This window comes from uncultured Sphingomonas sp., assembly GCF_937871615.1.
In the GTDB taxonomy this organism is placed as follows: Bacteria; Pseudomonadota; Alphaproteobacteria; order Sphingomonadales; family Sphingomonadaceae; genus Sphingomonas.
Genome location: NZ_CALMPA010000070.1, coordinates 92,322 through 113,266 on the forward strand (window position 1 = coordinate 92,322; position 20,945 = coordinate 113,266).

20 protein-coding genes are annotated in these 20,945 nt (G+C 66.9%); 6 read left to right on the plus strand and 14 right to left on the minus strand.

From position 1 onward, the window contains the following. Together Q0316_RS18450 and manD are read right to left on the minus strand one after the other, a co-directional pair. Positions 1-1,518 carry a hypothetical protein gene (locus Q0316_RS18450; protein ID WP_298675128.1) on the minus strand — a complete coding sequence of 506 codons (1,518 nt, stop codon included), beginning with the start codon at positions 1,516-1,518 and terminating at the stop codon, positions 1-3. Between the two features lie 13 nt (positions 1,519-1,531). After that, positions 1,532-2,740: a D-mannonate dehydratase ManD gene (manD, locus tag Q0316_RS18455; RefSeq protein ID WP_298675131.1), complete on the minus strand. Its 1,209-nt coding sequence runs from the start codon at positions 2,738-2,740 to the stop codon at positions 1,532-1,534. Between the two features lie 99 nt (positions 2,741-2,839). On the opposite strand from manD, the gene Q0316_RS18460 reads away from it, so the two are divergent. The 4 genes from Q0316_RS18460 to Q0316_RS18475 are packed head-to-tail and all read left to right on the plus strand — an operon-like array spanning position 2,840 to position 7,336. Next, a complete protein-coding gene (locus Q0316_RS18460) occupies positions 2,840-3,595 on the plus strand; it encodes a FadR/GntR family transcriptional regulator (RefSeq protein ID WP_298675134.1) in 756 nt (251 codons plus the stop codon). Then, positions 3,595-4,572: an alpha/beta hydrolase gene (locus Q0316_RS18465; protein WP_298675350.1), complete on the plus strand. Its 978-nt coding sequence runs from the start codon at positions 3,595-3,597 to the stop codon at positions 4,570-4,572. The genes Q0316_RS18460 and Q0316_RS18465 overlap by 1 nt, the downstream gene beginning before the upstream one ends. Then, positions 4,569-5,969, plus strand: a complete 1,401-nt coding sequence (gene uxaC, locus Q0316_RS18470; protein WP_298675135.1) for a glucuronate isomerase — start codon at positions 4,569-4,571, stop codon at positions 5,967-5,969. Before Q0316_RS18465 ends, uxaC begins: the two co-directional genes overlap by 4 nt. Then, entirely contained in the window at positions 5,966-7,336 is a 1,371-nt protein-coding gene (locus tag Q0316_RS18475; RefSeq protein WP_298675138.1) for a mannitol dehydrogenase family protein, read from the plus strand. The genes uxaC and Q0316_RS18475 overlap by 4 nt, the downstream gene beginning before the upstream one ends. Before the next feature lie 103 nt (positions 7,337-7,439). On the opposite strand, the gene Q0316_RS18480 is transcribed toward Q0316_RS18475, so the two are convergent. Then, on the minus strand, positions 7,440-8,330 hold the full coding sequence (locus tag Q0316_RS18480; RefSeq protein ID WP_298675141.1) for a DUF1838 family protein: 891 nt from the start codon (positions 8,328-8,330) through the stop codon (positions 7,440-7,442). 31 nt (positions 8,331-8,361) lie between these two features. Next, positions 8,362-9,084: a hypothetical protein gene (locus tag Q0316_RS18485; protein WP_298675144.1), complete on the minus strand. Its 723-nt coding sequence runs from the start codon at positions 9,082-9,084 to the stop codon at positions 8,362-8,364. Positions 9,085-9,198: 114 nt separating this feature from the next. Between Q0316_RS18485 and Q0316_RS18490 the strand changes: the two genes are divergently transcribed. Further along, entirely contained in the window at positions 9,199-10,176 is a 978-nt protein-coding gene (locus Q0316_RS18490; RefSeq protein WP_298675147.1) for a quinone oxidoreductase, read from the plus strand. Between the two features lie 6 nt (positions 10,177-10,182). Here the strand turns inward: Q0316_RS18490 and Q0316_RS18495 are convergent, their stop codons facing one another. The 9 genes from Q0316_RS18495 to Q0316_RS18535 are packed head-to-tail and all read right to left on the minus strand — an operon-like array spanning position 10,183 to position 19,059. Then, positions 10,183-11,082, minus strand: a complete 900-nt coding sequence (locus Q0316_RS18495; protein ID WP_298675149.1) for a VOC family protein — start codon at positions 11,080-11,082, stop codon at positions 10,183-10,185. 12 nt (positions 11,083-11,094) lie between these two features. Next, a complete protein-coding gene (locus Q0316_RS18500) occupies positions 11,095-11,871 on the minus strand; it encodes an enoyl-CoA hydratase-related protein (protein WP_298675152.1) in 777 nt (258 codons plus the stop codon). Then, a complete protein-coding gene (locus Q0316_RS18505; RefSeq protein ID WP_298675155.1) occupies positions 11,868-12,734 on the minus strand; it encodes a polysaccharide deacetylase family protein in 867 nt (288 codons plus the stop codon). The genes Q0316_RS18500 and Q0316_RS18505 overlap by 4 nt, the downstream gene beginning before the upstream one ends. After that, positions 12,734-13,567, minus strand: a complete 834-nt coding sequence (locus Q0316_RS18510; protein ID WP_298675158.1) for an SDR family NAD(P)-dependent oxidoreductase — start codon at positions 13,565-13,567, stop codon at positions 12,734-12,736. Before Q0316_RS18510 ends, Q0316_RS18505 begins: the two co-directional genes overlap by 1 nt. After that, a complete protein-coding gene (locus Q0316_RS18515) occupies positions 13,567-13,872 on the minus strand; it encodes an REDY-like protein HapK (RefSeq protein WP_298675161.1) in 306 nt (101 codons plus the stop codon). The genes Q0316_RS18510 and Q0316_RS18515 overlap by 1 nt, the downstream gene beginning before the upstream one ends. A 12-nt stretch (positions 13,873-13,884) precedes the next feature. Beyond that, on the minus strand, positions 13,885-15,138 hold the full coding sequence (locus tag Q0316_RS18520; protein WP_298675164.1) for an amidase: 1,254 nt from the start codon (positions 15,136-15,138) through the stop codon (positions 13,885-13,887). Then, entirely contained in the window at positions 15,135-16,505 is a 1,371-nt protein-coding gene (locus Q0316_RS18525; RefSeq protein WP_298675167.1) for a phenylacetate--CoA ligase family protein, read from the minus strand. The genes Q0316_RS18520 and Q0316_RS18525 overlap by 4 nt, the downstream gene beginning before the upstream one ends. Then, positions 16,502-17,803, minus strand: a complete 1,302-nt coding sequence (locus tag Q0316_RS18530; RefSeq protein WP_298675169.1) for an MmgE/PrpD family protein — start codon at positions 17,801-17,803, stop codon at positions 16,502-16,504. The genes Q0316_RS18525 and Q0316_RS18530 overlap by 4 nt, the downstream gene beginning before the upstream one ends. Further along, entirely contained in the window at positions 17,800-19,059 is a 1,260-nt protein-coding gene (locus tag Q0316_RS18535; RefSeq protein WP_298675172.1) for an MmgE/PrpD family protein, read from the minus strand. Before Q0316_RS18535 ends, Q0316_RS18530 begins: the two co-directional genes overlap by 4 nt. A 43-nt stretch (positions 19,060-19,102) precedes the next feature. Here Q0316_RS18535 and Q0316_RS18540 point away from each other — a divergent pair, with 43 nt between their 5' ends. Beyond that, entirely contained in the window at positions 19,103-19,849 is a 747-nt protein-coding gene (locus Q0316_RS18540; protein ID WP_298675175.1) for a GntR family transcriptional regulator, read from the plus strand. 6 nt (positions 19,850-19,855) lie between these two features. On the opposite strand, the gene Q0316_RS18545 is transcribed toward Q0316_RS18540, so the two are convergent. Then, positions 19,856-20,944 (minus strand): CoA transferase, encoded by a 1,089-nt coding sequence (locus tag Q0316_RS18545; RefSeq protein WP_298675178.1) that lies wholly within the window; start codon positions 20,942-20,944, stop codon positions 19,856-19,858. Between the last annotated feature and the right edge of the window lies 1 nt (position 20,945).

A 20,945-nucleotide genomic window follows, 5' to 3' on the forward strand; every position in this document is an offset into this window, starting at 1 on the left:
TCAGCGGCAGGCGGCGTTGCCGGCGCCGGGCACCGCGACAAAGGCGATCGCTTTCGCGGGGATCGAAAGCTCGCCCCCGATCGCGCGACCGTCAAGCCCGGCGATCGCGCCCTGCGGATCGACGCGCGGCTCCACGCCGTTGACGCGGATCGCGCGCGTGTCGATCGGCTGCCCGGTCATCACCCATGCGGTGCCCTTCGCGCCCGGTTGCAGCTTTTGCGGCGTATCGCCAGTATTGAGCGCGAGGAGCGCGACGCCGCCGGGCGATCCGCGCAGACATTGCGCATAGAGCCGAAGCGCGGGAGAGGGCGACGCGGGCGAGGCGAGCACCACCTGGCCCATCAGCTTGCGCCACAGCACCGCCGCCCAGTAATTCGGGCGCGGCGTCATCGTATCACGGTCGATCAGCGCGTAATCGGATGTGGCGAGCGTGTTGTGCATCACCACCTGAACGCCCTTTTGCGCCAGAACGCCGAGCTGGTTCAGGTAACGGAAGGTATCGAGGAAGGTGGAGGCCCAGGGGCTGCCGCCGCAGGCCGCCTGCGCCGTTTCGGTGTTCCAGATCGGCTTGCCCGGTTCGTATTTGTCGCGCAGCGACGCGTAGAAATCATAATCCTCGACAGTGCGATCGAGCCAACCGGGGCTGAGCGCCTCGTCCTTGATCGCCGTGCCGATGCCAAGGGCTGCGCAACGCTGCGAAACCGAGCCGTAGAAGTGATAGGAAACCGCGTCGAGGCTGCCGGGATTCTCCGCCATCATGTCCGCGCTGCGCACCGGGCGACCCAGTGCGTTGACCGGCGCGCTCTTCATGAGATGGCCTTCGCCGACGCCACCTGGCCCGAGGATCTTCATGTCGGGCGCCGCCTTGCGCGCCCAATCCCGGAAGATGCGGAAATCGGCGCCGTAATCCGCGGCGGTATAGCTTTTCGGCATCGCCGGGGCCGCGGTTGGCATGTTCGGTTCGTTGAAGAATTCCGCCGCCGCGATCGTTCCGCCATCCGCACGGACCTGATCGACAAAACGCTGGGCCTGGGCGGTCGTCCACCGGCCATCCGGCCCGCGCGTTCCAATGCTCACCGCGAAACTGGTCACGATCGGGGCATCCGCCGCCTTGGAGAAGGCGATGACGCTGCGCAGTTGCGCGGGGGTGAGCACCTGCACGAAGCCGGGCGGCGGGGCGGTGAGATGCTCATCTTCGGCGGCGAGATAGGTATTGTTCGACCAGGTGCCGCTGACCCGCATATAGGCCGGGCCGAGATGCCGCGCGAGATTGCGCAATCGCGCATCGTTCAGATCGAGCGGCGGGCGCTGGCGATAGACCTCGCCCGCCGGGCCGCCATAAGGCGCCCAGAAGCGCCCGCCCGTCACCTCGACCATCTCGATATTGTAGGACTGGTAACGATCGCTCACCTCGGCGACCTTCGGCAGCGCCTTCAGGTTCAATCCGCCATGGGGAAGATTTGCCGCGCCCATCAGCGCGAACCCGGCGACAGTGGCCGACAACAGCTTGGTCCGCATGGAATTCGTCTCCTCACCAGTTCCACATGGTGCCGTCCTCCAGCCGGGCGACCGGGAGATAGGCGGGTTTGTATGGATATTTGGCGGCCAGCCGCTCATCTATGTCGACGCCGTGGCCGGGGGTGTCGCCCACGAAAAGTTCGCCATTCTCGAAACGATAGTCATGCGGGAATACCGCATCCGTCTCCTCGGTGTGGCGCATATATTCCTGGATGCCGAAATTGGGCACCCAGGTGTCGAAATGCAGCGCACAGCCCATCGTTACCGGCGACAGGTCGGTCGCGCCGTGGCAGCCGGTGCGCACCTGATAGAGGCTGGCGAAATCGGCGATGCGGCGCAGATGGGTGATCCCGCCCGCGCCGACGACGGTGCAGCGGATATAGTCGATCAACTGGTTCTGGATCAGATCCTTGGCATCCCAGATCGTGTTGAAGACCTCACCCACGGCAAGCGGCGTGATCGTATGCTGGCGCACCAGGCGGAACGCCTCCTGATTTTCCGCCGGGGTGCAATCCTCCAGCCAGAAAAGCTGATACGGCTCCAGCATCCGGCCAAGGTTCGCGGCCTCCTGCGGTGTGTAGCGATGATGGCCGTCGTGCAGCAGGTGGTGATCGAAGCCGTAGGTCTTGCGCAATTCCTCGAACAATTTCGGCACATGGTTCAGCGCCTTGCGCGTATCCCAGCCGGTGACCGAGGGGAGCGCGGCGTCGGCGGGTTCGTAATAGAGCTTGCCGCGCCCGACCCCATAGGCGTCCTTGATGCCGGGCACCCCCGTCTGCGCGCGGATCGCCTTATAGCCCATGTCGATATAATGGCCCACCGCCGCGACCGTTTCGGCGATGTCCGCGCCGTTCGCGTGACCATAGACCATCACCCCGTCACGGCTCCTGCCGCCGAGCAACTGGTAGAGCGGCATTCCCGCCATCTTCGCCTTGATATCCCACAGCGCCATATCGACGGCGGCGATCGCGCGCATGGTCACCGGGCCGCGCCGCCAATATGCGCCGCGATAGAGATATTGCCAGATATCCTCGATGCGCCGCGGGTCCATCCCGATCAGGCAGGGGATGAGGTGATCCTCAAGATAGGCGACCGCCGCCTTCTCGCGACCGTTCAGCGTCGCGTCGCCGATGCCGTGGACGCCCTGGTCGGTTTCGATCCTGAGCGTCACGAAATTGCGGCCGGGGCAGGTCACGATAACTTTGGCGGCGGTGATCTTCATTCGAATCCCTGTGCGTTAGCCGGGCGTCCGGTATATTACACAGCTTGACCGGATCGGTTCGGCCTGTCAATTTAATTGGTAAGACCAAAAGGACGTGCAATGACTGACGCGGAGAAGGGGCGGGATCGCCTCTATCAGGATCTGGCCCGCGATCTGCTGGATGAGCTGGCCGCCGGCATTCATCCGATCGGTGCGCGGCTGCCGGCGGAGCGCGAGCTTGCGATAAAATATGGCGTCAGCCGGCCAACGGTGCGCGAGGCGATCATCGCGCTGGAGGTGCAGGGGCTGGTCGAAGTGCGGATCGGTTCGGGCGCGTTCGTTCGCCGCCTGCCGGGGCAGGAGGATTTGCCGGGGTTCAACGTCAGCGCGTTCGAATTGACCGAGGCGCGGCTGATGTTCGAAGGCGAGGCCGCGGCGCTGGCGGCGACGCAGATAACCGACGAGGAAGTGGCCGAGATCGAGCGGCTGGTGGACGAGATCGCGCAGGAGAACAATGATCCGCGCGGCACGGAGAAGGCCGATCGCGCCTTTCATCTGGCAATCGCCAAAGCGACGCGAAACGGCGCGATCCGCGACGCGATCGAGCGATTGTGGGAATTGCGCGCGGCATCACCCGAAGCCGCGCTGCTGCATGAAAAAGCGCGCACCGCGAATGTGAAGCCGGTGGTGGAGGAGCATACCGCCATTCTGAACGGGCTGCGCGCGCGCGATCCTGCAGCCGCGCGCGCCGCGATGCGCAACCATCTGACGCATGTGATCGAAAGCCTGCTCTTTGCCACCGAGGAGCGCCAGATCGAGGAGGCCCGGCAGGCAGCGCGCGCGAAGCGCGAACGCTATACGCGGGCGACCGCGTGATGCTCACGCGCCGCACGCTCATCGGCCATGGCGCCGCCGTGGGATTGCTCGCCGTGAGCGGCGAGGCGCTGGCGGCGGGTGAGGGCGCCGTGGATGGCGGGGGCGAAAGGCTCCTGCTCTGGCCCGGCGGCCCAGCGGAATCCACGCCGCGCGGGTTGAGTGAAACGATAAGCGAGCGCGCGCCGGCGGGCGCGGCACCCGATCGGGCGATCAAGGGGGTTGTCGCGCCATGGCTCGATCTGTTCCGCCCTTCACAGCCGAACGGCGCGGCGATCATCGCGGTTCCGGGCGGCGGCTATGAACATCTGGCGTGGGACAAGGAAGGGCTGGAGATCGCCCGGCGGTTTGCCGGGCTTGGCGTTACCGCGCTGGCGCTCGGCTATCGTCTCCCGCGCGATGGATGGGCGGGCGGGCTCGATACGCCGCTCGCCGACGCGCAGCGCGCGGTGCGGATGGTGCGCGCGATGGCGCCCGGCCTTGGCGTCGATCCGGCGCGAATCGCCGTCGTCGGCTTTTCCGCCGGCGGGCATCTGGTCACCAAGCTCGGCGCGGCGTTCGCGCGGGAAGTCTATCCCGCGCGGGATGCGGCGGACAGATTGTCGGCACGCCCCGATCTCGTCGCGGCAGCCTATCCCGCGATCATGATGGATCGCCTCGCGGGCATGGCGCCGGCGGGGCAGGCGCTGTTCGGCAAGGCGATGTCTCCCGCCGAACTGGCGTCGCAATCGCCGTATCGCAACGTATCCGACAACACGCCGCCGCATTTCCTGCTTCATGCCGAGGATGATCCACTGGTCAGCCCGGAGCACACGCTTGCGATGCGCGCGGCGCTGGTGGCGAAGAAGCGCACGGTCGAAACGCATCTGCTGCCGACGGGGGGGCACGGCTTCGGCCTGCGGCTGAAAGCGGGAACGCCGGGCGCGGACTGGCCCGATCAACTTTTAGCCTTCGGCCGCCTCACCGGCTGGATGCGATGACCCGCCCGCTCGCTTTGCATCCCGATCGCCTGTTGCCGGCCGATCCCGCGATCCGCGCGATCGCGCGCACGCTCTATGCGGACGTGAAGGGCTTGCCGATCGTCAGCCCGCACGGGCACACCGATCCGCGCTGGTTCGCCGATAACGAAAGCTTCGGCAACGCGACCGATCTGTTGCTGACGCCCGATCATTACGTCTTCCGGATGCTCTATTCGCAAGGGGTGCGGCTGGAGGATCTGGGGGTGGGGAACCCCGGCGCCGATCCGCGCGCGGCATGGCGCCTGTTCGCGCAACATTATCATCTGTTTCGCGGCACGCCTTCGCGCATCTGGCTCGACTGGGTTTTCGCGGAGGCGTTCGGCATCGCTGTGCGGCTTGGCGCGGACACCGCCGATTTCTATTTCGACACCATCACCGATGCGCTGGCGACCGATGCGTTCCGCCCGCGCGCGCTGTTCGAGCGGTATAATATCGAGGTGCTCGCCACCACCGAAAGCCCGCTCGACACGCTGGAGCACCATGCCGCGATCCGCGCGTCGGGCTGGCGGGGCAGGGTCATCACGGCCTACCGTCCCGATCCGGTCGTCGATCCCGAGTTCGACGGATTTCACGGCAATCTCGCGCGTTTTTCGGCGCTGACCGGCGAGGATTGCTTCTCGTGGCCGGGCTATCTCGCGGCGCATCGCAAGCGCCGCGCCTTCTTCGCTGGCATGGGGGCGACCAGCACCGATCACGGCCACCCAAGCGCGCTGACCGCTGATCTCGCGCCGGGCGAGGCGGCGGCGCTGTTCGGGAAGATCGCGAGCGGTCGCTTCACGCCGGACGAGGCCGAGTTGTTCCGCGCGCAGATGCTCACCGAAATGGCGGCGATGAGCATCGAGGATGGCCTTGTCATGCAGATTCATCCCGGCGCCTTCCGCAACCACAATGCCGCCGTGTTCGCCCGTTTCGGGCGCGACAAGGGCGCGGATATTCCCGCGCGCACCGAATATGCCCGCGCGCTCAAGCCGCTGCTCGATCGTTTCGGCAACGAACCGCGCCTGTCGATCATCCTTTTCACGCTCGACGAAAGCACCTATGCCCGCGAACTGGCGCCGCTTGCCGGGCATTATCCGTGCCTTCGCCTCGGCCCGGCCTGGTGGTTTCATGACAGCCCGGAAGGGATGCGCCGCTTCCGCCGCGCGGCCACCGAGACGGCGGGATTCTACAACACCGTCGGCTTCAACGACGATACACGCGCCTTCCTGTCGATTCCCGCGCGCCACGATCTTGCGCGCCGGATTGACTGCGGCGTGCTGGCGGAGCTGGTCGCCGAGCATCAGATCGAGGATTGGGAAGCGGCGGAACTCGCCCGGCTGCTCGCGGGCGATCTCGCCAGGCAGGCTTATCGCCTGTGAGGCTGTCGGCGGCGACGCTCGACCGGCTGCCCGGCGGGATAGCGCGTTTCGCTTATGATCGCGCGGCGCAGGCGGTGGGCATCGTTCATTTCGGGATCGGCGCTTTCCATCGCGCGCATCAGGCGTGGTACACCGATCGCGCGATGGACGCGGGCGATCGCGACTGGGGGATCGCCGGCGTCTCGCTGCGCTCGCCCGATGTGGCCGAGCAGCTCAATCCGCAGGACGGTCTCTATTCGGTGGTCGAGCGTTCGGCGGATGAGGAGCACCTTCGCGTGATCGGCGCGGTGCGCTCGGTGATCGTGGCGAATACGGCATCGGAACGGGTGGTTGCCGCTTTTGCCGCGCCGGCCACACGGATCGCGAGCCTGACGGTGACAGAGAAGGGCTATTGCCGGGCCGCCGACGGCTCGCTTGACGCGCAACTGGCTGGGCGGGGGACGATCTATCCCCTGATCGCCGAAGGGCTGCGCCGGCGCCGCGACGCGGGGCTGCCCGGCGTGACGCTGCTGTGCTGCGACAATCTTTCGGGCAACGGGCGCCAGCTCGATCGGTTGCTGCGTGACTATCTCGATCGGCATGATCCTGCGCTCGTTTCATGGTTCGCGGCGGAATGCGCGTGCCCGTCGACGATGGTGGATCGGATCGCCCCGGCGGTGGACGATGCGGATCGCGCCGCTGTCGCCGCCCGGCTGGGGATGGAAGACCGCGGGGCGGTGGTGACCGAGCCGTTCAGTCAATGGGTGATCGAGGATCGCTTCGCCGGCCCGCGCCCGCGCTGGGAGGCGGTGGGCGCGACGCTGGTTGATAGCGTGGAGCCATATGAAACGGCTAAGCTCCGGATGCTCAACGGCGCGCATTCCGCGCTTGCCTATATCGGGCTTGGGCGCGGCCACGCGTTCGTGCATCAAGCGGTGGCTGATCCCGCGATCCGCCCGATCATCGAACGGCTGATGCGCGCCGAGGCGGCTCCCACGATCGCGGCGGCACCGGGGCAGGATCTCGATCGTTATGCCGATGATCTGCTGGCGCGGTTCGCGAACCCTTCGCTCAATCATCGGCTGGCGCAGATCGCGATGGACGGCAGCCAGAAAATCCCGCCGCGCTGGCTCGAAACACTTGCGTGGCATCAGGCGCGCGGTGCGTATTGCCCGGCGATCCTGAACGGGCTGGCGGCGTGGATCCGGCACATCGGCGGTGATGCGGGGGAAGTCAGCGATCCCTGGGCCGCGCGGCTCGCGGAGGTCGCGACGCGGTGCGATCGCCATTCGGTGCTGAATGCGTTGTTCGGCCCGGCGGGCCTGCTGGCCTCGCGGTGGCGGCCCGATCCTGTCGATAGTGCGCTCGTGGCGGAGAAACTGGGGTGATCCGGGGCGGTGCGGCAAATCGCCCGATCGGGTTTGGACGCTCGAACGGGCTTGCGTGAAAGGAACGGGGCCGGCGCGTTTGTCGCCCGGCCCCCGTCACCTGTTATCGCTTGGCGGCGGCGCGTTCCGCGTCGACCTGCTTCTTGAAGACCGTCCAACTCGTTTCGTTGGGGCGGCTATCGTCGCCGGGCGGCGCGGTCATGTACGCGGGGAAATCGGCCCGGATGCGCTGCTTCATCGCATCGGGCAGCGAATCGAAACCGGGCAGCATGTTGCCCGTCGCGTTGATGACCATCGTGCCCGCGCGTCCGCCCATTTTCATCCACGGCAGCCAGTCCGCGATCCGCACCCAGCCGACCACGGCGTCAGCGGTATCGGTGCGGCTGTCGAGCACGGTCGAGCGGCGTGCGGCGAAATCGAAAATCTCCATCGCGTGATATTTGCCGCCGACATAATCCTGATATGCGCCGCCCAGCGGGTCCGGATAGAATAGCGGCACCTCAAGCGGCATCATGAACCATTCGCCCGATACGCGGGCATTGGCGATGCGGAAAGGTTCGCCCTTCAGATCGCGCTCGAACACCGGGCGCTGGTTCACCGGATCGTTGGCGACCGCCAGCACCGGCACCGCCTCGCCCGTCCACGGATTTGTCCACCGATCGAGCACCGCGCCGGTTTTCGGATCGAGGTAGAACATCAGTTCGCGGCTGACGAGCCGGTAGCCCGCGCCCTGCTTCGGATCGTTCACCGTCACGCATTGGCGGATGTTCATGCCCTCGACATCGAAGATGTGCCGATCCGCCTCGCCGGGCACGCGGGAATAGGCGCGGCCGGTCCAGTGGAATACGACGGGCGCGTTATCGCGCACGCTGCACGCCATCTTGCGCGATATGGTGAGCGCGTCCGCCGGCGTGGCGAGGTCCAGTGTGCGGGCCTCGGCGGTGGTGGCGGCCATCATCGCCGCCCCCGCAAGGGCGATAGTGGATAGGTGCATCCGGAGTCCTTTTCTGGAAGGGGAAATTTGGTCATCGGTCGAGCGCCACCAGCTCGTACCAGGTCTGCATATAGCCGCCGACGCCGCCCTGAATGAACAGCGCGGCATCGTCGGCGGTGGTCCAAACGTCATATGGCGGGTGTGCGCCGTCCTTGCTCACCATCCCGCCTTCCTCGTCGGTGAAGCGAAAATGGCGACAGGCGAAGGTGCCGGCGGCGACGGTGATTTCTTCTTCGCCGACATATGCGAGGAACAGGCGCCCCTCGGCAATCTGCGGTGGCGTCGCGCCGCGATGATCGAGCGAGGGGAGGAAAACGCGCAACGGCCGCCTTGTCCCCGGCGCGGCATCGGCCATGCAGCGTGTCAGATAAGCGTCGCAGATGATCGGATGGGTGCCGAAACCGTCATAGGCGCCGTTGGTCGGCACCGTCTGGGATAGTCGACCGATCGACGGGCCATGGCTTTCACATTCGATCGCGTCGGGGGTCATGCGAAACCAGCCCGATCCCATGAAGGCATCGCCAACCGTCAGCCGCACGAAGCAATCTGCCGGGCGCCCGGCGGGATCGAGCGAATAAACGATATCGCGCAATACGGCGGGATCCGGTTCCTCGATCTCGCAATGCGCCCGGATCGTGACGGCGCCGTCGTGATGGCGCGTGATCCGGAATTGCTCGCGCCCCCGCGCGGCGCCCTCGCGGCCGGGCTTGTTCGATGTGTAGGCGATCGTTCCGCTGATCGTCTCGTGCCGCATCGCGGTCTCCTGATTGATCGCCGTATCGCGACTCTTGCATGAGTTGTCCGGACAAATTATCTCGTTCCTCGCGGAATGCAACAGCGTTCGGCATGATCGGGAAAGGTAAGCGGTATGAAGGCGCGCACCGCGATCGTGCGGCGGCACGGCGGGCCGGCGGCGATCGAATGGATTGATCGCGATCTTCCCGCGCCCGGCGCGGGAGAGGTACTGATCCGGCATGGCGCGATCGGCGTGAATTTCATCGACTGTTATTATCGCGCGGGCATCTATCCGATGGCGTTGCCGGGCGGGCTTGGGATCGAGGCCGCGGGAATTGTAGAGGCGGTGGGCGAGGGCGTTTCGGCGCTGGTGCCGGGGGATCGCGTCGGCGCGATGAAGCCGCCGCTCGGCGCTTATGCCACCGCAAGGCTGATGCGCGCGGTCGATCTGGTGCGCCTGCCCGATGATGTCGATGACGAGACGGCGGCGGCGATGCTGGTCAAGGGCTGTACCGCGGAATTCCTGATCGAGCGCTGTGCGAAGGTCGAGCCGGGCTGGGTGGTGCTGGTCCATGCGGCGGCGGGGGCGACCGGGTTGCTGCTCGTTCAGTGGTTGAAGGCGATCGGCGCAAGCGTGATCGGAACGGTCGGCACGGCGGCCAAGGCCGAAGTGGCGCGCGCGGCTGGGGCGGATCATGTCATTCTCTATCGCGAGGAAGACACCGCCGCCCGCGTTCGCGCGCTCACCGGCAGGGCGGGCGTGCACGTGGTGTTCGATGGCGTGGGGATGGCGACCTGGGATGCCTCGCTCGATTCGTGCGCGCGGCGCGGGCTGATCGTCAGTTTCGGCAATGCCGATGCGCCCGTGACCGGGATCAACCCCGGCGTGCTCGCGCTCAAGGGTTCGCTCACCAACAGCCGGCCCACCCTGTGGGACTATTATGCCGATCCGGGCGAGGCGGCGGCGGGCGCCGCGCGCATGTTCGCGATGCTCCGGACGGGCGCGATCCGCCCTTATATCGGCCAGCGGTTCTCGCTGGAGGACGCGGCGGCGGCGCACGCCGCGCTGGAGACGCGCGAGACCGTGGGGGCGACGATCCTGCTGCCCTGAGCGGCCTCAGCCGATTTCGATCAGTTCGATTAACTCGCCGGCGGTGCCGATATGCGTCGCGGTGCGGCGATCGGCGTAGAGCGGCCCCGCGCGGCGGGCCGGCGGGGTGATGAAATCAATGCCCGGCGCATCGAGATCGTCGATCGCGAGCGTCACCATCGCATTGCCCGGCGGCAGCATGCCGGCGTGGCGCGCGCGCGGCGTCGCGATCGCGGGATAATCATCCACCTCGACGATCGGCATCCGTTTGGCCTGCACCATAGAAATCGTGGTCTGGTGACCGTCGGGTAGCGAAAAGGCCTTGTTAATCATCGTATAGGGAATGGTGTAGGTGCCGCCCTCGTCAAATCCGAACTGCGCTTCGAGCGCGGCCATCGTCGCCGCGCGATCCGGCGTGGCGAGGATGGTGATGAAGATATGATCGACATCGGATCCCGCGCGCGGCAGATCGGATGTCGGCATGTCGCTCAGCACCTGATTGAAATAGAGCATCTCGCGCCCGCGCCCGAGCGCCTGCATCGGCACGAACTGCGGCATTCCTGGGATTTCCTTCGGCGGCCCGATCGTTTCGAAGCCGCTGCCCTTCACGCGCTCGGCGAGGGCGTACACGTCCTTCACCGTGATTTCGAACGCCGCCCAGCCGAAGGTGCGCGTCGGCGCGAAATCGGGATGCGACGGCGCTTCGACGAGGCGGATGAACCCGGCGGCGCCGCTTCGCGGCTGGAGCAGGGCATAACGCTGCCCGGCGGCGTTCGGCGCGGCCCAGCTTGCCGCGAGATCGGCGGGCAGCGTGCCCTGCTCGACCAGGCGAAGGCCGAGCAGATCGCGGTAATCGCCAAGCGCCGCGTCTAGATCCGGGGTGGAGACCGTGCCGCATTTGATGCGGCCGTGAATGTCGAAGCTCATGGGGAATTTCCTTCAGCGCGCGCGGAAACTGGGTTTGCGCTTGGCGAGGAAGGCGCTGACGCCCTCGTCGAAATCCTCGCCGGTGAACGCCGCGTCGAATTGCGCAAGCGTATCGGCGTCGTCCTCTGCCTGGCCGTCGAGGATGCGGCGGATGATCCGCTTGGTCGCGCCGATGCTGTGCGGCGATGACGCGATGATCGTCGCGGCGATCTCGCCCGCCGCCGCCGCCGCGTCGTCGGCAAGGATGTCGACAAGGCCGATCCGCACCGCTTCCGCCGCTTCGATCAATGCGCCGGTGAACAGGATGCGCTTCGCCTGCGCCGGGCCGACCAGATCGACCAGCAGCTTGGTATCGTGCAGCGAATAGACGAGGCCGAGCTTGGCGGGCGTTATCCCCAATCGCGCGGCGGGCGTGGCGACACGCAGATCGCACGCGATGGCAAGGCCACAACCGCCGCCGACGCACACGCCTTCGATCAGCGCGATCGTCGGCTTGGGGGCGCGGGCCAGATCGTGCTGCGCGCGGCGGATCGCGGTCTGATTCTTCGCGCGCCAGTCGGCATCGCGCGCGCCGGCGGAAAATTCGGCGATATCCGCGCCAGCCGAGAAGGCGCCGGGCGCGGCGGACTGAAGCACCAGCACGCGCACCGACGGATCGGCCATCGCCTCGGCCAGCAGATCGGGAAATGCCTCCCACATCCCCTGATCGAAGGCGTTGCGCTTGTCCGCGCGGTCGATCAGCAGGCGCGCGATGGCGCCATCGCGCTGAAGGCGTAGCGCCGCGCTCATGCCCGCGACCCGGTGGCGAAATGCTGCGCGATCTGGCGGCGGCTGGCGATCCACACGCCCGGTTTCGCGGTGACGTGGCGCAGAAACTCCTCGAACGCCCAGATCCGCCCCGGTCGCCCGATGATGCGCAGATGCAGCCCCAGCGACATCATCTTCGGATTGCCCTCCTCGCCTTCGCGATAAAGCTGATCGAAGCAGTTTTTGGCATATTCGAGCCACTGCACCGGGGTCATCGCCGGGTCGGTCCACATCTTCATGTCGTTCGAATCGAGCTGATAGGGCACGATGACGATCGGCTTGCCGGGCACCGTCTCGCGATCCCAGAAGGGCACGTCGCCCGAATAATCGTCCATATGATATTCGAAACCCTGCTCGATCAGCAGCCGGCGGGTGTTGCCGGTATGGAAATAGCGGCTGAGCCAGCCATAAGGGCGCACGCCGACGGTCCGCTCGATCGACTCGACCGCCTTGCGGATGAACTCGGTCTCCTCAGCCTCATCCATCTTGAACTGATGGACCCAGCGCCAGCCATGGCTGACCGGCTCGTGCCCCAGATCGGCGATCGCGCGCGCGATTTCGGGATGGTTCTCAAGGCTGAGCGCGGCGACCGTCCAGCTTGCCATCGCGCCATAGCGTTCAAGCAGCTTCACGACGCGCGGTGCGCCCGCCTTGATGCCGTAGAGATAATTGGATTCGTTGCTGTAATTGCGGATCGGCGATTTGATGTGGATGCCAAGCTCGTCGACCGGCTCCATCCCCCGGTCGCCGCGCGCGACCGTCATCTCCGATCCTTCCTCGACATTGACCACGATCGACAGCGCGATCTTCGCGCCGTTCGGCCAGTCGATCCGTTCTTCCTTCATCAATGCATTTCCTCCCCGCCCGAGACGTTCAATGCCTCGCCGGTAACGTAAAAGGCGTCGTCGGACGCGAGCCAGGCGCAGGCGGCGGCGGTATCGCTGCCGAGGCCGGGGCGCCCCATCGGGTTCTTGCGCTTCATATTGTCGAGATACGCCTCGACGCTGTCGAACCCGAGCAGCTTCGAGAAATAATCGTTCTGCTTCGCGCCCAATCCGGTGGTGACATGATTGGGGCATACCGCGTTGACGGTGATGCCGTGCGCGCCCAGTTCGATCGCGTTCGATCGGGTGAGGCCGATCATGCCGTGTTTCGAGCTGGTGTAAGGCGCCATGTGCGGGAAGCCCGATTTGGCGGCCTGGCTGGCGATATTGATGATCCGCCCGCCCTTGCCGCGTTCGATCATCGCCCGCGCGGCGGCGCGGGTACAGTGGAACGCGCCGGTCAGGTTGACGCCGATCACCGCGTCCCATTCGGAATCACTGGTGTCGAGCAGCGGCTTCATGATGTAGCCGATGCCCGCGTTGTTGACGAGGATGTCGACCCCGCCGAACGCGCCGGTGGCTTCCGCGATCAGCCGGTCGCACGCCGCGCCATCGCGCACGTCGCACGCGATCGTGGCGACCTTCGCGCCGCGCCCGCGCAGTTCCTCGGCGATCGCCTCCATCTCGTCGGTCGTGCCGATGTCGCTCGCGCCCATATGCTCGGCGGGCTTGCCGAGATCGGAGACGACGCAATTCGCGCCCTCGTCCGCGAAGCGCTGGAGGATCGCCTGGCCCAGCCCCTTCGCCCGGCCCGATCCGGTGACGATAATGGTTTTGCCCTCGAACCGCCGCATCACAGCGCCTCGGTGGTGACGAACAGCGGATTATCCGCGAATTGCTGGAATTCGGCGGCGACCTTCTGCACTGCCTCGCTGGACACGTCGGCGACGAACGCGTCGGTGTCGTTGGTGTCGATCACCTCGAAATAGGCATAAGGCGGCTTGGCATCGGAGCCGAAAAGGCCGGTTGCGCGCAGCACCTGGAAATCATCGACCGATTTCAGCTTGCGGACGCCGGGAATATCGGTCGCGCGCGCCCATGCCTCATAGACTGCCGGGTCGACGCCCGGTTTCAGATTGAACAAGACGATGATCCGCATCGTGCCTCTCCTTCAGTTGGTGGGCGGGGCGATGGCGCCGCCGAGATGGGGTTCGAGCCGGTGGGCAAGCGCGATCAGCCCGGCTTCATTGCCCGCCGCGCCGATCAACTGGACGCCGACGGGCATTCCGTCGCCGTCGGTTCCGGCGGGGATGGCGAGCGCGGGCAATCCGGCGACGCTGGCGAGAGAGGTGAAGTCAGCCTGGTTCGACGGCGCCCGGCCGCCTTGCGTGAAGGCGGCCTGCGGCGCGGTCGGCAGCAGCAGCGCGCCATCGCCGACCGCCGCGATCACCGCGGTACGTGTCTCGGCAAGCACTACCTCGCTGCGGGCGACCTCGTCGGGCGAGCATTTCCGCCCATAATCGAGCAGGAATTTGAGGCTGTCCGAAAAGCCCTCCGGACACGCCGCGAGCAGCGAGGCGAGGCGGTCGCCAAGTTCGCGGGAGACGTGGACGAAGCCGGCATGGCGCACCGCCTTTGCCTCCAGCGTCAGCCGGTCTTCCGGCGCGAAGCCTTCGGCGCGAAGGGCGGCAAGCGTGCGCTGATACCCCGCCAGCACGCCCGGTTCGCACGTAACGCCGCCCAATCCGGCGAGCAGGCCGATGCCGCTGATCGGCTGCGCCGGCGCGGGGGAGGCCATCGCGTGGAACAGCGCGGCGATGGTATCAAGATCGCGTGCGAGCGGGCCGATCGTGTCCAGCCCGGCGGCGGCGAGTTCAAGCCCGTGCTGCGGGATCGCGCCATGCGTCGGCTTGAGGCCGTAAACCCCGCAATAGGCCGCCGGGATGCGGACCGAGCCGAGCGTGTCGGTGCCAAGTGCCGCGTCGCACAATCCCGCCGCAACCGCCGCGCCGCTGCCGCCGGATGAGCCGCCGGGGGTGCGGCCCGCGCCATGCGGGTTGAAGGCACGCCCGAACCATGGATTGTCCGTATCGGCGCCGAGTGCCGCTTCCTGCATGTTGAGCGTGCCGAGGATCACGGCGCCCGCCGCGCGCAACCGCGCCACAGCATCGGCATCGGCGGACGCGATCATCCCGCGCCGCGCCGCCATGCCCGCGCTGGTTTCCAGCCCGGCCACGTCGATATTGGCCTTGATCGCCACGCCCATGGCTTCGAGCGGGCGAGCGGCGCCCGCGGCGATGCGGCGCGCGGATTCCGCCGCCGCATCGCGTGCGCGCTGCGCATCCACCTCGATGAAGGCGCATAGGCCGGGATCGCGGGCACGGATGCGGGCAAGCAGTTCGTCGATATGGTCGCTCGCCGTCACGATTTCCGCTCGTCGATCAGCCGGATCGGCTTTTGCCGCACGTCGATCTGGGTGTCGGCGGCGGTTCCGCCCGGCGGCACGAGCCGCGTCGTCACCTCGACGCCCAGCCCCTGTTTGAGCAGCGCGCCGAGTTGCGCTTCGTCGGTGCCGCCACGGCTTTCGAGCACCACCAGCAGATCGTCGCGCCCGCCGCCGTCGCGCGAGACGCGGCAGACATATTCGCCCGTAAGATCGGGGCGATTTTCGATCAGCGCGCCGATCGCGTGTGGGAAGACGTTGATCCCGCGCAGCTTTATCATATTGTCGCTGCGCCCCTTGAATCCGGCGATGCGGCGGAACACCATCCCTGTCTGATTGGCGCCGGTCAGTTCATGCGTGATATCATGCGTGTTGAAACGGATGCACGGCGCGATATCGTCCTTGAACAGGCAGGTGACGACCATGTCGCCGGTGTCGCCAGGCGCGACCGCCGCGCCGCTATCCACGTCGAGCAGCTCCAGATATTGCGCGTCTTCCCACACATAGAGGCCGTCGCGTTCCGGCCCTTCGCCCGCGATCGTGCCGGTGTCGCCAACGCCATACCAGTCATAGGCTTTCGCCCCGCCCCACGCTTTTTCGACGCTGGCGCGATCCTCGGTGCCGAGATGCCCGCAGATCATCCGGATATTGATCCTGTCGAGCAGCCCTTCGGCCGCCGCCACATTGGCGAGCTTGCGGAGATAATCGACGAAGCCGACCAGCACCGACACGCCGAAATCGGCCATCAGATTGACCTGGTTGATCGAGCGCGTCTCGATCCCCGTGCCTGCGGAAAGGAAGATCGAGTTGGTGAAATGCGTCACCGCCTCGCGGATATAATGCCCGCCGTTTATCATGCCGTGGCCATAGACCGACTGCACCACGTCCGACGGCTTCAGCCCCTGCCAGCGATACATCCGCCCGACCATCAGGTTGCACACCTCGCGCCCCTTCGGCCCGAACAGCAGCGCCTGTGGCCGCCCGGTCGTGCCCGAGGTGGTGTGGAAGATCGCGGGCGCGCGATCGTTGCCGCCGAGGCCGGCATAATCGCCATAGGGCGGATGATCGGCGATCGACGCCATCAGATCGGCCTTGTCGTACACCGGCAGCTTGGTGATGTCGTCAAGCCCGCGAATGTCGCCGGGTTCGATCCCCTTGGCGCCCCACAGCCGCTGATAGAAAGGGATTTCCCAGCCGCGCTTCATCAATTTGATGAACTGACGCTCCTGAACCGCGCGCAATTCGTCGCGGCTCATCGCCGTATAGCGGCTGACGAACGCATCGCCGACCGGATAATCCTCCAGCATCTGGCGATGGTCGAGGGCTTCGAAATAGGTGGGAAAGCTCATTTCGGTTCCGTGAAATAGCCGAGGGGATCATCGAACAGGCGCGCATCCGCGTCTGGCGGGGCAAGCTCACGCGCGAGCGCGCGCTTGGCGCGGGTCTGCGCCTCGCTCATCGGCGCGTCGGCGCCGCCCAATGTATGCGCGACGTGGCGCTCGATCCGGCGCCCGTCGGTCAGCGTCACCACGAGACGTTGCGGCTCGAGCGCATTGGGATCGCCATTGTCGTCGAGCACCATGGAGAATCTGTCTGCAAGCGCGCGGATCGCCGGATCGGCGAATGTCGCCGCCCCGAACCGGCGCGGGTCGATGCGGCCGTCGGTCAGCATCAGCGCGGTGAGGAAGGGCAGGCACAGCCGCGCATAGGATGCGGTCATCCCGTCATGCACCGGGCGCGTCATCAATCGGTGGATCAACGGCGGCACAAAGGCTTCGATCCGCGCGACCGATCCGGCGTCGATCTCGCTGGCGCGCAGCATTTCATCCAGCGTGCCGAGCACTGCGTGGCTCGCGCGGCCCGAGGGAAACGGCTTGATCGCGACTTCGGCGATCCGCCACTTCTCTCCGATCGTGTCGGTGTAGCGGCGGGGATCGCCCTCCTCGACGATCTTGTAGAAGCCGAACGGCCCTTCGAGCGGATCGTGCGGGCCGCCGATTCCCGCGGCGGCAAGATCGACCGAGCAGACCGCCGCGCGCGCCGCCACCGCGATCTGGACGGGCAGCGTCACCGATCCCTCGACATGCGCCTGCATCGTGCCCGCGGCCTGGCTGTAGGCAAGCCCGAGCGCGTCATCGAAATTCCCGATCCCCTCGATCCGCGCCACCGCCATCGTCGCACCAAGCAGCCCGGCGGTGGCGGGGCGGAAAAAGCGCATCGCGCCGGTGGAGCCGATCCCGATCCCGGCGGCGATATCGACGCCGACCGCGAGCGCGGTGAGCGCGGCTTCGCGATCGCACCCGCCGCGCCTGTCGATCACCGCGCCGAGCGCGGCGGTGATCGTCGACAGCGCGTGGACCACGCCCTCGACATGCACCGAATCCCATTCAAGGCAGTGAATGCGAAAGCCGTTGAGAAAGGCGGCGGAGGAAGCGGGCAGGCGCTCCGCCGATCCGATTGCCCGCGCGTCGGTTCCGCTGCCCCAGCGGCGGACGGCGGGCGCAAGGCCGGTTGTCTCGGAAAAGGAAACGCCCGCCGCGCCGACGGCAAGCGTATCGCCCAGCAGATGCTCGGTCGCGGCGCGCGCCTCGGGCGTCAGCCGATGGTCGGCGCGCGCGAAATCCAGCAATTTTCGGGTTGGGGTCATATCCAGTCCTCGATCAGCGCGACAATGCCGGCGGGCGACGCGTCACCATCCAGCGCCAGTGCAACCGCGCGATCTGCCTCGGCTTCTGGCAGCCCGCCCCAGGCGATCAGCGTGCGCGCCTTGGCGATTATCCCTTCGGGCGCGAGTGGGCGCTCGGGATCGCCCAATGTGTCGATCAGTTCGATCGAAGCCCCTCCGCTCATCAGCCGTGCGCCGAAATGGTGCGGATAGCGCGCGGTCATGTCGGTCGCTTCGATGACATGGACCGCCGCGCGCAGTTCGGCGATCTTCGGATCGGCGATCGCGGTTGGCTCGAAATCCTCGGGCCGCGGCGCGCCGCGCGCGGCGACCACAGCGATCGCATGCTGGAGCGAGAATTTCGCCTGCGCCGGCGTCTCGGGCTCTGGCCGGTCGCAAAAGGCGATGGCGTCGGCATAGGTTTCCAGCCGGAAGGGCGGGATGAGCGCGCCTTCGGCTTTCAGCGCCAGCGCCGCGTCGATCGCGGGGTGGCTGTGGCGGCACGCGGCCCATGGCTTGAAGCTCACCTCGCCGATTCGCCAGCCTTCGCCGAGCAGCATCGGATTTGGCGCGTCGGTGGTGGCTTCATAAAGCCCCTGCGGTCCTTCGAGCACCGCGTCGGGGCCGGTCAACCCGCCGTCCGCCAGTTGCGTCGCCCACAGCCCGGTGCGCACGGCATGGCCGACATGGAACTGCTTCGTCATCGCCGGCGCGTGGCGCATGTGCCACAATCCGCCCGCGACCGATCCGGCATTGCCCAATGCCCAGGCGGTGCGCGTGGCATCAAGGCCGCGGAGACGCGCCGCCGCCCCGGCTGCGGCGAAACCGCCGGCGGTCGCCGTATTGTGCCAATGCGCATAATGGCGCGCATCGAACGTGCTGCCGATCGCGATCGCCGCTTCATATCCGGCGACCGCCGCGTCGAGCAGTGCATCCATTGTCGCGCCGGTTTCGCGCGCCACGATCAGCGCGGCGGGCCACACCGTCGGGCCGGGGTGCAGGATCGCTGAGCGGTGGACATCGTCCATCTCAAGCACGTTGCCGAGCAGCGCGGCGCGAAGCAGCCTGTCCGGCTCCCCGGCGCGCGCGGCGTCGGCCACCGCCGTGCGCCGCGCCCCCGCGACGCAGCCGAGCCAGTCGAGCAGATGCAGCCGCGCGCGGATACGAACATTTGTCTGGACTAAACGACAAAGATGCTTTGCAAGTTCGTTCGTCAGGCTAGGATTTGGTTCACCCATCGCGCTTACTCGCGCTGCTGGCCGAAAGGGAGAATGCCGCTTCATGGCCGCCGCCGAAAAGACCGAACGCAAGCCGCGTTACCTCGAACTCGCGGATCAGCTTCGCGCGGACATTCTGGCTGGCCGCTACAATGGCGATACGAGCTTTCCGACCGAGGCCGTGCTGTGCGAGCTGCATGGGGTAAGCCGGTTCACCGTCCGCGAGGCGCTGCGCAAGCTTCAGTCCGAAGGCTTTATCCAGCGGCGGCGCGGATCGGGCACGGTGATCCAGCCGGCGGCGGCACGCGCGGGCGCGCTCCATCAGCCGCTGTCGAACGTCGGCGAGATTCTGCAATATGCGCGCGACACGCGCTATATGTTCACGCCCGCCGGGCGCACCCGCCTGCCGCGCCGTTATGCCGAGCAGATCGGGATCGACCCGAGCGGAACCTGGATCCATTTCACCGGCGTTCGCTATCAGATCGACGATGGCACGCCGATCGCCGTTACCGACGCTTATGTTCACCGCGATCTCGCCGATGTCGCGCGCAAGATCGAAAACGCGAAGACCACGATCTTCCAGCAGATCGAGGAACATGCCGGGATTTCGATCGCGCGGGTGACGCAGGATATCCAGGCGGTAGCGGCGGGGGGCACGCTTGCCGATCAGTTGCTGATCCCGCGCCGTAGCCCGTGCCTGCGCATCCTGCGCTGCTATATCGACGGCAACGGTCGCGTGTTCGAGATTTCGGTGAGCCACCATCCCGGCACCCGCTTCGCCTATTCGATGCATATCGACGTGGAGGGCTGACATCGCTCAGCCCCCGGCGCCCAGATCGGGGGCGGGGCGGGGCGCCCACTCCGGCTCGCCGGCGAAGCGGATCGCGGGGGCGATCTGGTGCGCGCCATCGGCTTCGACCAGCAGCCCGCGTTCGGCGATGTGCGGCTGATCGAGCGCCTCGCGGAAATCGAGCACGGGGGCGAAGGCCACATCCTTGTCCGCGAACCACGCGATCCATTCGTCGCGCGTGCGCTGTGCGAAAGCTGCTGAGAGGAAGTCGCCGAGCGGCGCCTGCGCGGGGCCGGCGGGCGCGTCGCCCAACGGGATCAGGTGGGCGGCGTCCAGCGCGGTCAGCAGGTTGGCGACGAACTTCGCCTCCCGCCCGCCCAGCGCGATGTGGCGCGCGTCGCGGGTGCGATAGACGTTGTAAAATGCCGCGCCGCCAAGCGAACGCTGTTCCGCCGATCGCGTCCCCGCGCCGCCCGCGATCGCATCGCCCGCGATATGGGCACACCATGGCAGCAGCGCGTCGAACATCGCGCAGTCGATATGATCGCCGCGCCCGGTTTTCTCGCGCCCGATCAGCGCCATCAGCACGGCTGAAAGCGCGGTCAGCCCGGCCGCCATATCGGCCGATGGCGCGCCGGGAACCACGGGGCCGCCCGTCACGCCATCGTTGACCGACAGAAAGCCGCTCAACGCCTGCACCGCCAGATCATGCGCGGGGTGATGCGCCAGTTCGCCGCTTTGCCCGAACGCCGAGATCGAGCAGTAGATCAGTCGCGGGTTGCGCGCGGAAACCGCGACATAGCCAAAGCCAAGCCGCTCGATCGCGCCGGGGCGGAAGCCCTCGACGAACACATCGGCCTCGTCGATCAACCGCCACAACGCCGCCCGCCCGGCTTCCTGCTTCAGATCGAGCGCGAGGCTCGCCTTGCCGCGGTTGAGGTTGCGGAACCATACCGATTGCCCCGCCTCCACCGGCGCCATCGCGCGGGCCGGATCGCCCGCGGGCGGCTCGATCTTGATGACCTCGGCGCCCTGATCCGCCATCATCATCGTCATCATCGGCCCCGGCAGGAACAGGGACAGATCGACAACCTTGATTCCGGAAAGCTTGCCCATG

What these genes read in the sequence shown, in the direction of transcription:
- Q0316_RS18495 (WP_298675149.1), bottom strand. Translation starts at nt 11,082, where the DNA reads ATGAGCTTCGACATTCACGGCCGCATCAAATGCGGCACGGTCTCCACC.
- Q0316_RS18510 (WP_298675158.1), bottom strand. Translation starts at nt 13,567, where the DNA reads ATGCGGCGGTTCGAGGGCAAAACCATTATCGTCACCGGATCGGGCCGG.
- Q0316_RS18460 (WP_298675134.1), top strand. Translation starts at nt 2,840, where the DNA reads ATGACTGACGCGGAGAAGGGGCGGGATCGCCTCTATCAGGATCTGGCC.
- Q0316_RS18535 (WP_298675172.1), bottom strand. Translation starts at nt 19,059, where the DNA reads ATGGGTGAACCAAATCCTAGCCTGACGAACGAACTTGCAAAGCATCTT.
- Q0316_RS18480 (WP_298675141.1), bottom strand. Translation starts at nt 8,330, where the DNA reads ATGCACCTATCCACTATCGCCCTTGCGGGGGCGGCGATGATGGCCGCC.
- manD (WP_298675131.1), bottom strand. Translation starts at nt 2,740, where the DNA reads ATGAAGATCACCGCCGCCAAAGTTATCGTGACCTGCCCCGGCCGCAAT.
- Q0316_RS18500 (WP_298675152.1), bottom strand. Translation starts at nt 11,871, where the DNA reads ATGAGCGCGGCGCTACGCCTTCAGCGCGATGGCGCCATCGCGCGCCTG.
- Q0316_RS18485 (WP_298675144.1), bottom strand. Translation starts at nt 9,084, where the DNA reads ATGCGGCACGAGACGATCAGCGGAACGATCGCCTACACATCGAACAAG.
- Q0316_RS18450 (WP_298675128.1), bottom strand. Translation starts at nt 1,518, where the DNA reads ATGCGGACCAAGCTGTTGTCGGCCACTGTCGCCGGGTTCGCGCTGATG.
- Q0316_RS18525 (WP_298675167.1), bottom strand. Translation starts at nt 16,505, where the DNA reads ATGAGCTTTCCCACCTATTTCGAAGCCCTCGACCATCGCCAGATGCTG.
- Q0316_RS18545 (WP_298675178.1), bottom strand. Translation starts at nt 20,944, where the DNA reads ATGGGCAAGCTTTCCGGAATCAAGGTTGTCGATCTGTCCCTGTTCCTG.
- Q0316_RS18530 (WP_298675169.1), bottom strand. Translation starts at nt 17,803, where the DNA reads ATGACCCCAACCCGAAAATTGCTGGATTTCGCGCGCGCCGACCATCGG.
- Q0316_RS18465 (WP_298675350.1), top strand. Translation starts at nt 3,595, where the DNA reads ATGCTCACGCGCCGCACGCTCATCGGCCATGGCGCCGCCGTGGGATTG.
- Q0316_RS18505 (WP_298675155.1), bottom strand. Translation starts at nt 12,734, where the DNA reads ATGAAGGAAGAACGGATCGACTGGCCGAACGGCGCGAAGATCGCGCTG.
- Q0316_RS18540 (WP_298675175.1), top strand. Translation starts at nt 19,103, where the DNA reads ATGGCCGCCGCCGAAAAGACCGAACGCAAGCCGCGTTACCTCGAACTC.
- Q0316_RS18515 (WP_298675161.1), bottom strand. Translation starts at nt 13,872, where the DNA reads ATGCGGATCATCGTCTTGTTCAATCTGAAACCGGGCGTCGACCCGGCA.
- Q0316_RS18490 (WP_298675147.1), top strand. Translation starts at nt 9,199, where the DNA reads ATGAAGGCGCGCACCGCGATCGTGCGGCGGCACGGCGGGCCGGCGGCG.
- uxaC (WP_298675135.1), top strand. Translation starts at nt 4,569, where the DNA reads ATGACCCGCCCGCTCGCTTTGCATCCCGATCGCCTGTTGCCGGCCGAT.